The sequence below is a fragment of the Nostoc foliaceum FACHB-393 genome (assembly GCF_014698505.1).
GTDB classification, from domain to species: domain Bacteria; phylum Cyanobacteriota; class Cyanobacteriia; order Cyanobacteriales; family Nostocaceae; genus Nostoc; species Nostoc foliaceum_A.
On the sequence record NZ_JACJTD010000017.1, the window covers coordinates 1 to 13,015 of the forward strand.

Sequence of the window (13,015 nt, forward strand, 5' to 3'; positions counted from 1 at the left end):
CTCCCCTTAACTTTACGTGCTAATTTTTTCTGCTTACGTTTGAGGTTTTTCTCGTGTTTGGCAAGGTGTTTAGGATTGTCGTAAAAAGATATTTTCTTGCCATCGGTTACGACAGCAAAGTGTTTTATTCCTAAGTCAATACCGTAAATCTTGCCCTCTGAAACAGTAGGGTTTTTACCTTGTATTTCAGTCAGGATAGATGCAAGGTATTTGCCAGAAGGCGTTTTACTCACAGTAACAGTTTTGATTTTCCCCTCAATCTGTCTATGTATTTTGGCTTTGATTGCCCCAATATTACCGGGGAGTTTGACATTGCCATCTATAATTTTGACGTTTTGAGGATACTGGATTGACTGTTTTCCGTGCCTGGACTTGAATTTAGGAAATCCAGCACGTTTCTCAAAATAGTTTTTGTAGGCTGTAGTTAGATTCAGTGTCGTAGCCTGTAAAACTTGACTATAACAATCAGCCAACCACGCCGTCTCTTCTGCCTTTTTGAGTGTAGGAAGAAATGCGTTGAGCGCTGCACGGCTAAGTCCTTTCCCCGTCTCCTTATAAGTTTCAATTGACTTATTTAGGGCATAGTTCCACCACCAACGAGCGCAGCCAAAAGCTTGAGCTAGTTGAATTTGCTGTTCCAGTGACGGATATAAACGGACTTGTACAACCTTGTGTAACACTCAACATCACCTCCTTGATGTGCTTATTTTACCATAAATACATATTCTGATAAACCACTCAAACAAAACAATTGTTGATTCGTCATACATCTAAGGCACAAGCCTTGAATAAATCAGCCCAGCCGTCGCTTTCGCCCTCAAGGCGAAAGCGCCTAAATCTCTCGGTTTTGCCAAAAATATTATTGATACGGCTGGGCTGATTTATTTATTGGATCTCCCTAATATTTCTTTTTGCTATGCAAAAAATTAATATTAGATGCAATCCTTATCAACCGCCTTATATCCCGCCACTGATTCGGAGTACCAAATTCAGTGGGGGACTTACGGCGTAATAGTTAACTAATTACGAATTACGAATTACGAATTATGCCCAGCGTTCGCGTAGCGTGCCGGAGGCAATCGTTAATGATATGTTTCTCTTAAAAAGCTGGCGTAATTTGCCCGAATCGTCATAGTAGTAGGATGACTGACACCTAAAGTTTGTTCACAAATTTTCAAAGCTTGCTCAAACAAGGGTTTGGCTTTCCTATAGCGTCTTGTATGACGGTAGAGTGCTGCGAGATTGTTAAGGCCAATAGCAACATCGGGATGGTTGTCTCCCAGCAGGCGTTGACTCAGTTCTAAAGCTTGCTTGTACAAGGGTTCGGCTTTGCTGTAGCGTCTTGTAGATTCGTAGAGTTGTGCTAAATTGTTCAGGCTAGTGGCGACATCAAGATGGTTGTCTCCCAGCAAGCGTTTTCTCAGTTCTAAAGCTTTTTTAAGCAAGGGTTCGGCTTTGCTGTAGCGTCCTGTATAACAGTACAATGCTGCTAAATTATTTAGGGTAGTGGCAACATGGGGATGTTCTTCTCCCACTAGGTGTTTCCACAGTTCTAAAGCTTGCTTATACAAAGGTTCGGCTTCGCTATAGCGTCCTGTAGATTCGTAGAGTAATGCTAAATAGCTCAGGGTATTGGCAACATCGGGATGTTCTTCTCCCAGTAGCCGTTTTCTCAACTCTAAAGCTTGTTGATACAGCGGTTCGGCTTCGCTGTAACGTCTCATAGAATCGTAAAGTTGTGCTAAATTATTCAGGCTAGTAGCGACATCAAGATGGTTCTCCCCCAGCAGGCGTTTACTCAGTTCTAAAGCTTGCTGATACAAAGGTTCAGCTTCGCTGTAGCGTCCTGTAGATTCGTAGAGTCGTGCTAAATTGTTCAGACTAGCAGTCACATAGGAATATTCTAAATCAAGACGATTTTGAGTCAGTTTTACACACTGCTGCAACCAAGGTTCTGCTTGCTGATAAAGTCCTTGGGCTTGATAAAACCAGGCCAATTTGGTAAACAGAATAATTCGATTTTCATCACTGAGATACTGGAATAGATGGGTTGCAACTTCTGTAATATGTGGAATATGTGGAGTGAGGTGGAGAATATCTTCAGGATTAGGCTGTTGCGGAATTAGCTTTGCTACCTCTAACATCATCACTGCAAAGTTAGTTTTTGCTTTATCCGCCTCACTTGATTTATCCAACTTCATTTGGAAAAGTTGTCGAATCAATGGATTTAGACGATAAGTTTCTTTACTTTTCTGTTGTAGTAAATGTAATTCCAGTAAATCGGCTATAGCTTTCTTATTGAGTTCTTGTTTTTTGTCATCTTGTATTATCTCAACAGATAAGGGAATGTCAGCTAAGGCACACAAACTTAGCAAACAGCCAAAGTTTTGTGCATTTTCATCTAACAGTTCCCAATTTAATTCAAAAGCTTCACCTACACCGTATTCACAAGGCATCAATGAGTTAGCATTGACTACTGTTTCATGTTCCACTCGTTTCTTCTCTAGCCGCTTCAGCAGTGTTTTCAGAGACAATTCTGGCATTTTATCCAGATATCTTCCCACTAACTCTAACGCTAAAGGTAAATATCCTAAAAATTCACAAATTCTTCTCGCAACCCAAGGTTCTTGTTGCAGTCGTTCCTTTCCCACCAGCGATTTTAATAATTTCATCGCCGCCAATGGTTTGAGGACATCTAATTCGCTATTATATTTTGCACTCAGGTAAGCTCGTAACTTTTCTAGTTTGTCCTGACTGTTGGAAGTTGCTAATTCAGGATAATTCTGGGCAAATTTGTCATATACCTCACTAATCCACTTTCTGAAAGCAGCAACATCAACGTTTAATTCGCTGGCAAGTTTAGTTTCACTTTTACCTAAATTTTCAGTCTTAAAATACTTTGCAAAAGCTGCCGTTTGCTCTAGAGATAAGCCATTCTTAGCAGCTTCTTTGGCTAGAAAATTAGCCCATTTCATAAACAGCTTGTGAACTTTATTTTTAATTCTACTTTCTCTCGATTTGGAAATCTCCCCTCTTTGGCGTAGAAATACCATTTACATAAAAACATTTAAAAGCAGTAGCTTGCCATTAGGCATGGTTATTTGAGCCTTTGAACCTCAAATTTCGAGTTTTGTACTCAACAATGGCTATGCGATGTCTACGACGGACTATTCGGAGTTGCACTTTTTTAAGTATTAGCATGAGACGCTTACCGTTCGCGTAGCGTCTGTCTGCGACACGCTGCGCGAACGCAGAGAAGATATCGCAGTTTGAAGTTATAATTGATGGCGCTCGCTATTCCCATGCTTATTGTTTGAGTAAATTGACCAAACTATCGGATAACTACAAACCAGCGTCACGCAAAGCTTGAATTTTAGGAGATATGCTTGGGATTAGTCCACGTCTTTTTGCTAATATCAGCAAGCCTCCTGTTCTGATAGTAGTAATACCTAAAGCTTGACCACAACGCCGTGCTGCCCTATCGTCAACAATAACGGCACAGTCGGAATTTTTTAGTGCCAAACTCAATACTTGTGATTCTCCCTTTCCTAAATCCCAAGCTGCTACTTCAGGAGCAATAGCATTAACTTCTACTGGTTGTATCCAAGAAATACTGGGTAATTGTGTTGATGCAACATCATCTTTTGTTGTGACTTCTTCAAAAACACCTGATGGAACTAAAATTTCTGTGAATAATTGTGGAATTAATTCTGCTTGCTGACTTTTCAAAAGAACAATCAAAGGCGAGGAGTTAATAACTACACAATTAATCGACATTTGCCAGTTCATGGGCTAACTCTTGGGCAGTATATTGCATAAAGTCTACTTTGTAGCGTAATAATGCATTAATAAATTCAGCACGAGTTAGTCCAGCAATCTCTGCTGCTTTGGCTTGTGAAATGTCACCTAATTCATACCATTTAACTGCTGCGGCAATTCGCATTTCTTGGATAAATTCTTCAGGATTTTTACGAAGTGCTGAAAATACTGTTTCTGGTAATTGGATTGGTACTGTTCGCATAAATAGATCCTCAAATTTGGTGTTTGGAATTTGAAATAAGTAAGCGATCGCTCTATGTTTCAGTTTAATTTAGAGATGTATGAGCGATCGCCCTTTGCTAATGAGCATGAGAATCGAACCGCAAAGGACGCATTCGCGCAGCGTCTCGCAGAGAAGGAAGAGAGAAGAAGGAGCGATCGCTGTTTGAAGTTACAATTGATGGTGATCGCTAGCGATATGCTTATCTTAAAAATCTTGCATAATTTCTCTGAACCGTCATCTGAAGCTAAGGTGACTGATTTAACACCCACTTCAACCATTGCCTAAAAGAACTTATAGTATTCAAATGATGAACTCCAGGTGCACGGATGGCGGCGAGTCCATCAACGGCGACTAATGCAGCATATTGCAAGCCCAAAAAACTATCAACGGCGGCATAAGGGCCACCTAAAGTAATAGCTCCAGCAGCATACATTTGACCGTTCCCACTACGCATTTCTACTAATTCAAAATTGTTCGCTACAGTCAATCTCCCCAAGTGATTCACTGGGAGATTGTAATGTTTCACCAAATCCGCTATTAGAGGATTGGCATCTACTTTGGCATCCAGTCCAGTAGCATCAACAATAAAATCAGCTAGCAATTTCATTTCCCCAAAGCTTTGTTCTCTGATATGTGTAATAGTCCGGTTTTGGGCATCTCGTTCCACATCCAGAACCTCACCAAAGGTAATTTGATACCAGCCTTCGCTTATCCCTTGGGCAGTAATTTGCTGCCAGTCGTGGCGGTCGGCGGTGGTAGTTCCACCCCAGTCTGCTAATAAACGTTTGCGTTCATCGGGGGTGGCTTTTTCTAACATTGCCCGGAGTTCGCCGCCCCAACAGGCTTTCGGCCAGTTAAAGGGTTGAAATTCGTAATGATTTTTGACTAGGCGCTGGGTATTTTGAAATTTGTTGCCTTGAGGTTTAGGCGATCGCATTAAATGCAAAACTGCAATATTCCGATTTCGCTTTCTAGCTTCGTAAATGCGTTGAATAATCCGCGAAGCCACAATTCCCCGCCCACGAATCAATACTGTCCCACCATGTTGCTCTAGTTGCTCATAAACATGATCATGGGCTTCATAAGCATTAACTACAGATTTAAAATCTTGATATTTTTCTCTATAAGCTTGCAAATCTGGAAGAAACTGAATTGCTGGATATCCAGTAGCTAAATGTAAATAACGACTAACTAAAAAAGCATAATTTCCAGGGGCACGAGAATAGGCTACACAATACCTGCCATCATCAGTTTTGCGAATTCCCCTAACTCGCCCATAGCGATAAATTTGATTCCAGGCAATACGCTTCGCTTCCCTATCTATGGAATCAAAGACATTACCCGCACGGGGAGTATAAGTTTCTGCAAATGTTGGTTCAGCAAACACTTGCCACAAATACCTGAATGCTGATTTCATCTGTCCCTTGCTACAATCGTGCCAAGCCTCACGCAAGGCATAACTAGGCCAGCCCCAAATATTATCAGGACAAGAGTCAGAATTAGAACGCAGTCTTTCATATAAGGGAATTTGTGAATTCAGACACAGGCGCTTATAACGAGCATAAGGCTCTGCCTCTAATCCCAAAGCCACAATTTTGTCAGCACGCACACCACTAATTCGCAGCAAATCAACCCAAACGAAGCTACCCAGTCCCGCACCAATCGCTAGATAATCAGATTCATCCACTGGTAATCCTGTAGCATGAAGTGCTTGCACAGCGACATTTTGTGCCTGAAACGCTAATGGCGGGAAATTACTTGCCACGGGCGTTAGCGGCTGGACTACAGGCAAGCTGGGGTCTGGAAGATTAGTATTTGCGTTGAAATGAATCGTTGAAGGAGGGCTGGTATCTGGTGCGGATACGTTAACAGCAAATGTCACTGTGATCACATAGGGGCCAATTTGTAACGTATCGCCATTAGCCAGAACACTACGCGTTTGTGGTTGACCGTTGACATATACACCGTTAACGCTGCCTTGGTCAATCACCACCAGATGGTCTTGTTCCCAGTCAATTAGGGCATGGTAGCGAGAAACTTCGTTACTGTTAAGCAGCATCCTAGAAACGCGCACTCCCCTGAGGTCAGCAGGTAAGCGAGCGAATTCTCGACCAAAAGCGATCGGCATATTCAACCTTGGTTCTCGCCGTTCACCCGTTGCTGGTTCTTCCCAACTCAATTGGATTTGTAAGTCATTAGTCATTGGTCATTAGTCATTGGTCATTAGTTATTGGTCATTAGTCAAGAGTTAGGAATTCTTCCGCTGCTTCCCCTGCCCTCATTCTCAACTACTCGGTGCTACCAACACACTTACTGCCGCAGCTAAAGATGTCCCACACCAATGACAGCCAATTTGTAGATTTTCTCCTGGGGAAACTTTATGACATTTGGGGCATTCTAAGCCATAAACTCCGGGCAGTGGTGCGGGGGGTATTGGTGGATGGTGGTGATGTCCGATATTTACTGGTGGATGGGGTGGCAGCAAAATTGTTGCTGGAATGCTACCCGTGGAAACGCTAGTAACGTTGAGTTTTATTTGTCCCAAAGTGATACTAGTGCCCTGAGTTAAAGGCATTTCACCTTGGACTAATTGCCGTCCATCGATAAGGGGGGGATTTTGCGATCGCAAATTCCTGATATAAAAGCGCTGTTGCTGGTGATGAAAAAATATTTCAACGTGCAGACCGGAGACAGTGGGGTGACTCAGAACAATGTCGCACCGGAGGGGGTCACGACCGATACGGACAGTACCATGATTTTGACTTGGCTGTTGTTCGTAAATGTTCTGAGTTTTATCTTGGCCTGCATCGTGCCACTGTAAAGTTAGTGCGTTCATTGTTCTAACTTCGTAAATCGTATTTAGCTACTTCAACTTCCTTCTGTGCGATTCCTAACATGATTGAGTAGGCGCAAGCAAGTATTTAGAAAAAACTTCAACAAGCTTTATTTCGCCGACGCTAATTTATCAGCAATGCGTGTAGTTTCTGGCAGCCGATATTTTGGCGTGCAGCGCAATACATAGTCAATTGCTGTCGGTAAACTAATTCGATGACCACTGGAGATGTACAGAGGTTTTACTCCTGTGCGCGATCGCAAAACCACCCCAATGGTTTCACCGTTATATATCAGTGGTTGCGTGCTGCCTTTGGTTTCTGCCAATTCCTCATGCTTACCTAGCAACCTAGACTTAGCTACACCAATTGTTGGCATATCTATAAGTAACCCTAAATGGCTAGCTATACCTAATCTGCGGGGATGAGCAATTCCCTGACCATCACACAGAATGATATCTGGTATTGTTTTAATCTTTTCCAGGGCATCGAGGACGGCTGGAATTTCCCGAAATGAGAGGAACCCAGGAACATAAGGAAAGGTCGTAGGACGGTGTGCTAGGCTTGTCTCGATTACTTGCAAATCAGGAAAACTCAGTACTGCCACAGCTGCACGGCTAATAGTTCCATCAGCTTCAAAACCCATATCCACTCCAGCGACGTACTGGATAGGTTCTTGCAATTGATCCTCAGTAATTACTTGATCTCGCAACTTTTCTTGGATAACTATGGCTTCTTCCAGCGTCGAGGGCCAAGCATGATCTCGATAAAACTTCATATTTCAAATTGGAATTAAACTGATTAATATTAATCCTGTTAATTTGGCAAGCACAAAAACACTAGTTTTTGATTTCAAGACAGAGAAAATATAATTTTTGCAAAAGTCCGTGAAAGACTATCTTTATAGTAGACATTTTAGCCCAGCTTAGTTGATATCTTGCATCATAATGTTACTTCAGGCTGTCAAGAGGGAATCCTGAGAATATAAGTTTATTTTCCCAGAGTTTTTCTTTTACTGGTTATGACACAGCCAAATATTCTAAAACTTGCAAAACAGGGAGATGCAGAAGCGATCGCATCTCTGATGAACCGCCACCTACACGCCAAAGGGATAACTGCAACAGTTGCCTTTAAAGATGCTTGTTTAGAGGTAATGCTAGAATCTGTCCAAGTACCAAATCAGCAAATTTTAGTTCCATTTATACGCAAAGGGTTAACAGCTTTAGGGGCTGCATCTGTTGAAATAGTGAAAGTTTATGGACAACAAACTGGTAAGGAGTTTCCAGCTTGGAGTAAAGAGTTTGATTTAGGCATAGTAGAAGCTGAAATAGAAGTAGTAGATAATGAACAGTCTTCTAGTAATCCTCAAACTCTAACCATTTGTATTAACTTAAGTGGTGATACTGCACAGGGATTAACAAACCAAGATTTTGAATTTATTGCTAATCAAATCAGCGCTGATATTTTATCCTCTTGTACCGACGTTTTTATTCAAAAAGTAAGCATTAGCAATGGTAGCTCCGTGATTACAAAAGAACGCTAGTATTTAATTGCGCTCACGCAGAGACACAAAAAATAGTCTAAAAGCGGTATTTTTGCAATAAATATAATAAATCCAAGTATATTTTCAATATAAGGCTTCAAAGATTTGGAAAATGTTGATTTTGCCTATGAATAGGGAAACCTGAGATAGAAGATATTTTCTCAGTTTTTTGGATTTATTGGTTATGACACAGCCGAATCTTTTAGAACTTGCTAAACAGGGAGATGCACAAGCGATCGCATCTCTAATTAACCGTCAATTACAACCCAAGGGTATTACAGCGAAAGTAGCACTCAAGGATGCTTGCAGATAATGCTAGAATGCGCCCAAACACCAAATCAGCAAGCCTTGGTTGCATTTGTCCGCAAAGTTATAACTGGCTTAGGTGCTGCATCTATTGAGAGAGTGAAGGTTTACGGACGACAAACAGGCGAAGAATTTCCAGCTTGGAACCAAGAGTTTGAGTTAGTAGTAGATGCTAGTTCAACGCAGTCTTCTATCAATACTTATTTAATTTTCTCCAGTGACCATAACCAACAGCTAGAGTCACCTGTAGTTAATCATAGAAATTTGCCATCAAAAATTGTGCCAGAAAAGCTAAAAGATAATAATATATATTACGAAATTGAAGGCATTAATGGTCAAATTCGATTAACTTATAACCGTATAATCATTTCTCAAGGACTTAAAGGTGATAAAGAAATTCCTATCAGCCGAATTACAGCTATGAAATTTAAGCCTGCTGATGCTTTGACACAACAAGGATACTTACAGTTTTCTATCCAGGGTGGGATTGAATCAAAAGGCAGAGTGTTTGCAGCTGTCAGAGATGAAAATACTGTTATATTTCACGAGTTTGAGCAACTGGAATTTGAGGAAGTAAAGAGATATGTTAATAGTGTAATAGATGCTGAACCAATTGATTTTGATAAACTTAGATTTTTAGAGCTTAAAAAACTTAAGGAATTAAGAATTAAGGAAGGAGCAGAGAAGTTAACAGCTTCAAGAGAAGCGGTTTTAACAAAGAAGAAAAAAAAGCCATTAACAACAATGGTTAAACTTCTGATTGGAGCTTGTTTGATATTGTTTGTGTTTGTTTTACTTACACCCCAAGGTTCTTTTTTTAACACTTTGTCTGGAAGTGTATTATTAATAATAAGCCTTGTATTTCTCTGTATGGCTTTGATTAAGCCTGATTAGGAAATAATTGATACGATTTCTCGGAAATACGATCGCACCTCAAAGCTAAACTAGAAAAAGGAGTGCGCTCGCTCAACTATCCCTATCAAAATAAAATCCTATGAAGACTAAAACATTAACTGCCATTCTTCACAAAGAAGAAGATATGTATGCTGCTGAATGTCCTGAAGTCGGCACAGTTGACCAAGGTGAAACAATTGAAGAAGCTCTTGCTAATCTTAAAGAAGCTACAAGGCTATATCTAGAAGAATGTCCTTTGCTTGACATTGATCCTGATGAAATGGGATGTTCGACACTAACGAGGATAAACTATCATGCTTAATGGACTCAGGCAACAGGCGATCGTCAAACCTGGTGGCGTAGTAGAAATCTCTTCTCCAGAACTTCCAGCAGGTGCAACTGTAGAGGTGATTGTACTTCTGGAGTCACCCGCAAAGCATTCTGAAAAGCCTCTAAGCAGCTTTATCGGATCTGTTAGAGGCAGTTTTGCTACACCAGAAGAAGTGGATCAGTTTATTCGCCAAGAACGAGATGCATGGGAATTCTAGATGCTATTCAAGGCACAAAAGTATACCTCGATACCAATATTTGGATCTATGCTTTAGAAGGATATCCAGTATTTGTCCAAGATTTAACTCAGTTATTCCAAAGTATTGATCGAGGCAACCTGAGTGTAGTAACTAGTGAATTATCACTTGCTGAAGTATTAGTAAAACCTTTCCAAAATCAGGACTTAGCTCAACAGACAACTTACAAACAACTGATTACAAATTCACAGAATTTAACAGTTATTTCTGTCAGTCGTCAGGTTTTAATTGAAGCTGCTCAACTTCGTGCCAGTATTAACATCAAATTACCAGATGCTATCCATGCAGCAACAGCACTGTTGACTCAATGTTCTACTTTTCTAACCAACGATCAGCGCTTTCGTAGTATTCCTAATCTATCAGTAATTTTGCTTTCTGAGATTATTTCTCCCTAGCTAGAATTTATAATAAAAGTAATTTCGCCCCCGAGGCCAATCATGACAGAAGGAAAAACGCGGCGTAATTTCCTAATTACTAGTATTGCTGTAACTGGAGGTATTGTGGCAACTAATGCCTTACAGCAAAATGCTATCAACATCGCAACATCGCCAGCAGCTATGCCAGAACGGTTACTCGGACGCACGGAAGTAAAACTCCCGATCTTCGGGTTAGGAGGAGCAGGACAAACGCCGCTATCCTGGGAAGGAAAAGAGGGTGATGCTGTGGCAATTATTCAAAGAGCGCTAGAACTTGGCATCCGCTACTTTGATACAGCAGCTAGTTATGGGCCGAGTGAAGATTATTTAGGCAAAGTGCTACCACCCTATCGCTCAAAGGTGTTTCTAGCAAGCAAGACTGATCAAAGAGATCGGGATGGTGCATGGCGAGAATTGGAGCGATCGCTTAAACGTCTCAATACAGATTATCTCGATTTGTGGCAGTTGCATCACGTCTCTTTTTCGGAAGAACTCGACACCATCTTTAGTCCATCTGGCGCAATTAAAGCTTTGGAAGAAGCCATACAACAAAAATTGGTGCGGTTCGCAGGTATTACCGGACATCACGACCCTCAAGTAATTGCCGAAGGCTTACGTCGCTATCCTTTCCACACTACACTGATTCCTGTGAATGCTGCCGACAAACACCACCCACGTCCATTTATCCCGGTGGTTCTACCAGTTGCTCAAGAAAAAAATGTTGGTGTGATTGCGATGAAAGTCCCGGCTTATGGTCGCCTGTTTAAATCAGGTGGGTTGACAGGTATGGAGCAAGCTTTAGGTTACGCAATGTCTCAGCCTGGAGTTCATTGTTGCGTAATTGCGGCAGAGACAGTTACACAATTAGAGAATAATGTCAAGATAGCACGGGCTTTTGTGCCCTTGAAAGAGCAAGAATTGACAGCGATCGCACTGGCGGCTGCTAATATCTGGGAAGATAGTACATTTTTCCGTGCTTGGACTTAGCCCAACCTTGCACATATTACAAAGTGTATTCTTACTAGTCACACTGATAATATTGTGCCGCTTGCGACATATTAAATTGTAATAGCTTCTCATCTCCCAACTTGTATCGGAAACTCGGCTTAAAAGGCGAAATATTCAAACTGCGAATAATTTCTGACGCCACAGCCTTTGCTAGTAGCGGTGGTACAGAGTTACCGACTTGGCGAAATCCGTGCCATTTGGTTACATGAAATCTAAACCAATCTGGGTAAGAATGCAATCTCGCCGCTTCCCTGACAGTGATACAGCGCGGCGTGGATGGATGAATCGGTCTAGGAGATGTGAAAGAACCCCTATACTTGTCTGTTCCGGCTCTTAAAGTATTACAGACACCAGTAGGATGCAGCTTATAAAAACGACTAATTTTTTCTCTCTCGCCTTGTTGAGTCTCCTGAAAACGTTTAATAGTTTCCGCAGAATGTTTTGTTCTTAAACTTGAAGAAAGTATTCGCAAATCATATTCTCGTTTATAAGAATAATCATTGTCTAGGTATTTGATACCGCGAAGTACAAGAGCATAGTTACTAGGCTTTTCGTATTCTCCAACAACCCAATCTCTTGTTAGTAACTCTGGATATTTTTCTATTTCAGGTAAATCCCCAATTGCATCCAATACTGTAGGACTCAATGGAAAATCAGATATTTTTTTAGAATTTAAATTATTTGGTAATGCTTGTTTAGTAATCGGCAAAGGATATTGTGGTAACTCTACGTCCTCCCTTGCACCTATGAGAAATAATCTCTCACGTGACTGTGGTACTCCGTAATTTGCAGCGTTGAGAATTTGGTAATTTTCTTCTACGTTATAGCCGTGAATTCTAAACTCGCTAATTAATGTTTGGAGGATTTGTTTATGTTCACCAACCGTTATCCCCCGGACATTTTCCATCACAAAGAATTTCGGTTTTAGCTCAAAAACCAGTCGATGAAAGTGAAATACCAAAGAGTTTCGAGGATCGTCAACAGCCCGTTTACCAATTAGGGAAAATCCTTGACATGGTGAGCCACAAATTACCACATCAATTTCGCGATCGCCAATCTTAGAACGATTCCTAATTTCTTCCCCGGTTGTATCCACAACACTTTTACATAACACTGAGCAAAAAGGGAAGTTAAACTCATGTGTTGCACAGTGGATGGGGTCAATTTCCACAGACGCTAGCACATCAAAACCAGCTTGCTCAAAGCCAAGAGTCATACCGCCCGCGCCAGCGAATAAGTCAACTGCGATCGCTCTTTGTTTTTTCATCTCATGAGCCATGACACCCCAATCTAATTCGTAATTTCTAATTCGTAATTACCCTATAGATAAATACGGGTTTCGGCAGATAATAGGTAGTTCGCACTTAATTTTACTCATAAATAAACTG

16 protein-coding genes are annotated in these 13,015 nt (G+C 41.1%); 8 read left to right on the forward strand and 8 right to left on the reverse strand.

Features of this window, described 5'->3' with window-relative positions; translation table 11 throughout:
• From H6G92_RS15600 to H6G92_RS15615, 4 genes are all read right to left on the reverse strand, one after another.
• Nucleotides 1-680: RNA-guided endonuclease InsQ/TnpB family protein (locus H6G92_RS15600; protein WP_190894573.1), on the reverse strand; the 680-nt coding region annotated here is incomplete at its 3' end.
• Nucleotides 681-1,082: 402 nt separating this feature from the next.
• Complete coding sequence (locus H6G92_RS15605; RefSeq protein ID WP_190894574.1) at nucleotides 1,083-2,975, reverse strand: tetratricopeptide repeat protein; 1,893 nt, start codon at nucleotides 2,973-2,975, stop codon at nucleotides 1,083-1,085.
• A 367-nt stretch (nucleotides 2,976-3,342) separates the two neighbouring features.
• On the reverse strand, nucleotides 3,343-3,789 hold the full coding sequence (locus H6G92_RS15610) for a DUF3368 domain-containing protein (protein ID WP_242059155.1): 447 nt from the start codon (nucleotides 3,787-3,789) through the stop codon (nucleotides 3,343-3,345).
• Complete coding sequence (locus H6G92_RS15615; protein ID WP_190894575.1) at nucleotides 3,767-4,021, reverse strand: UPF0175 family protein; 255 nt, start codon at nucleotides 4,019-4,021, stop codon at nucleotides 3,767-3,769. The genes H6G92_RS15610 and H6G92_RS15615 overlap by 23 nt, the downstream gene beginning before the upstream one ends.
• A gap of 54 nt (nucleotides 4,022-4,075) precedes the next feature.
• On the opposite strand from H6G92_RS15615, the gene H6G92_RS15620 reads away from it, so the two are divergent.
• Nucleotides 4,076-4,327 carry a hypothetical protein gene (locus H6G92_RS15620; protein ID WP_190894576.1) on the forward strand — a complete coding sequence of 84 codons (252 nt, stop codon included), beginning with the start codon at nucleotides 4,076-4,078 and terminating at the stop codon, nucleotides 4,325-4,327.
• On the opposite strand, the gene H6G92_RS15625 is transcribed toward H6G92_RS15620, so the two are convergent.
• The 3 genes from H6G92_RS15625 to nfi form a co-directional block, all read right to left on the reverse strand.
• Nucleotides 4,287-6,245, reverse strand: coding sequence for an FHA domain-containing protein (locus tag H6G92_RS15625; RefSeq protein ID WP_190894577.1), 1,959 nt, complete (start codon nucleotides 6,243-6,245; stop codon nucleotides 4,287-4,289). The two genes, H6G92_RS15620 and H6G92_RS15625, sit on opposite strands and share 41 nt — an antisense overlap.
• An 81-nt stretch (nucleotides 6,246-6,326) precedes the next feature.
• On the reverse strand, nucleotides 6,327-6,878 hold the full coding sequence (locus tag H6G92_RS15630) for an FHA domain-containing protein (RefSeq protein WP_190894578.1): 552 nt from the start codon (nucleotides 6,876-6,878) through the stop codon (nucleotides 6,327-6,329).
• Nucleotides 6,879-6,985: 107 nt separating this feature from the next.
• Complete coding sequence (gene nfi, locus H6G92_RS15635; RefSeq protein WP_190894579.1) at nucleotides 6,986-7,651, reverse strand: deoxyribonuclease V; 666 nt, start codon at nucleotides 7,649-7,651, stop codon at nucleotides 6,986-6,988.
• A gap of 243 nt (nucleotides 7,652-7,894) precedes the next feature.
• Between nfi and H6G92_RS15640 the strand changes: the two genes are divergently transcribed.
• The 7 genes from H6G92_RS15640 (at nucleotide 7,895) to H6G92_RS15665 (ending at nucleotide 11,606) form a co-directional block, all read left to right on the forward strand.
• Entirely contained in the window at nucleotides 7,895-8,416 is a 522-nt protein-coding gene (locus tag H6G92_RS15640; RefSeq protein ID WP_190894580.1) for a hypothetical protein, read from the forward strand.
• Nucleotides 8,417-8,600: 184 nt separating this feature from the next.
• Nucleotides 8,601-8,729, forward strand: a complete 129-nt coding sequence (locus tag H6G92_RS40305; RefSeq protein WP_277926746.1) for a hypothetical protein — start codon at nucleotides 8,601-8,603, stop codon at nucleotides 8,727-8,729.
• Complete coding sequence (locus tag H6G92_RS15645) at nucleotides 8,729-9,616, forward strand: DUF4429 domain-containing protein (protein ID WP_190894581.1); 888 nt, start codon at nucleotides 8,729-8,731, stop codon at nucleotides 9,614-9,616. Before H6G92_RS40305 ends, H6G92_RS15645 begins: the two co-directional genes overlap by 1 nt.
• Before the next feature lie 100 nt (nucleotides 9,617-9,716).
• A complete protein-coding gene (locus H6G92_RS15650) occupies nucleotides 9,717-9,938 on the forward strand; it encodes a type II toxin-antitoxin system HicB family antitoxin (protein ID WP_190894582.1) in 222 nt (73 codons plus the stop codon).
• Nucleotides 9,931-10,164 carry a hypothetical protein gene (locus H6G92_RS15655; RefSeq protein WP_190894583.1) on the forward strand — a complete coding sequence of 78 codons (234 nt, stop codon included), beginning with the start codon at nucleotides 9,931-9,933 and terminating at the stop codon, nucleotides 10,162-10,164. The genes H6G92_RS15650 and H6G92_RS15655 overlap by 8 nt, the downstream gene beginning before the upstream one ends.
• Nucleotides 10,152-10,598, forward strand: a complete 447-nt coding sequence (locus H6G92_RS15660; protein WP_190894584.1) for a type II toxin-antitoxin system VapC family toxin — start codon at nucleotides 10,152-10,154, stop codon at nucleotides 10,596-10,598. Before H6G92_RS15655 ends, H6G92_RS15660 begins: the two co-directional genes overlap by 13 nt.
• 42 nt (nucleotides 10,599-10,640) lie before the next feature.
• On the forward strand, nucleotides 10,641-11,606 hold the full coding sequence (locus tag H6G92_RS15665; RefSeq protein ID WP_190894585.1) for an aldo/keto reductase: 966 nt from the start codon (nucleotides 10,641-10,643) through the stop codon (nucleotides 11,604-11,606).
• Nucleotides 11,607-11,640: 34 nt separating this feature from the next.
• On the opposite strand, the gene H6G92_RS15670 is transcribed toward H6G92_RS15665, so the two are convergent.
• On the reverse strand, nucleotides 11,641-12,894 hold the full coding sequence (locus H6G92_RS15670) for a DNA cytosine methyltransferase (RefSeq protein ID WP_242059156.1): 1,254 nt from the start codon (nucleotides 12,892-12,894) through the stop codon (nucleotides 11,641-11,643).
• Nucleotides 12,895-13,015: the final 121 nt, after the last annotated feature.

Bases quoted from the DNA above. Each gene is read 5' to 3' on its own strand.
- H6G92_RS15655 (WP_190894583.1), top strand. From the start codon at position 9,931: ATGCTTAATGGACTCAGGCAACAGGCGATCGTCAAACCTGGTGGCGTA.
- H6G92_RS15605 (WP_190894574.1), bottom strand. From the start codon at position 2,975: ATGAAATGGGCTAATTTTCTAGCCAAAGAAGCTGCTAAGAATGGCTTA.
- H6G92_RS40305 (WP_277926746.1), top strand. From the start codon at position 8,601: ATGACACAGCCGAATCTTTTAGAACTTGCTAAACAGGGAGATGCACAA.
- H6G92_RS15615 (WP_190894575.1), bottom strand. From the start codon at position 4,021: ATGCGAACAGTACCAATCCAATTACCAGAAACAGTATTTTCAGCACTT.
- H6G92_RS15645 (WP_190894581.1), top strand. From the start codon at position 8,729: ATGCTAGAATGCGCCCAAACACCAAATCAGCAAGCCTTGGTTGCATTT.
- H6G92_RS15665 (WP_190894585.1), top strand. From the start codon at position 10,641: ATGACAGAAGGAAAAACGCGGCGTAATTTCCTAATTACTAGTATTGCT.
- nfi (WP_190894579.1), bottom strand. From the start codon at position 7,651: ATGAAGTTTTATCGAGATCATGCTTGGCCCTCGACGCTGGAAGAAGCC.
- H6G92_RS15610 (WP_242059155.1), bottom strand. From the start codon at position 3,789: ATGAACTGGCAAATGTCGATTAATTGTGTAGTTATTAACTCCTCGCCT.
- H6G92_RS15620 (WP_190894576.1), top strand. From the start codon at position 4,076: ATGTTTCAGTTTAATTTAGAGATGTATGAGCGATCGCCCTTTGCTAAT.
- H6G92_RS15650 (WP_190894582.1), top strand. From the start codon at position 9,717: ATGAAGACTAAAACATTAACTGCCATTCTTCACAAAGAAGAAGATATG.
- H6G92_RS15630 (WP_190894578.1), bottom strand. From the start codon at position 6,878: ATGAACGCACTAACTTTACAGTGGCACGATGCAGGCCAAGATAAAACT.
- H6G92_RS15660 (WP_190894584.1), top strand. From the start codon at position 10,152: ATGGGAATTCTAGATGCTATTCAAGGCACAAAAGTATACCTCGATACC.
- H6G92_RS15640 (WP_190894580.1), top strand. From the start codon at position 7,895: ATGACACAGCCAAATATTCTAAAACTTGCAAAACAGGGAGATGCAGAA.
- H6G92_RS15625 (WP_190894577.1), bottom strand. From the start codon at position 6,245: ATGACTAATGACTTACAAATCCAATTGAGTTGGGAAGAACCAGCAACG.
- H6G92_RS15670 (WP_242059156.1), bottom strand. From the start codon at position 12,894: ATGAAAAAACAAAGAGCGATCGCAGTTGACTTATTCGCTGGCGCGGGC.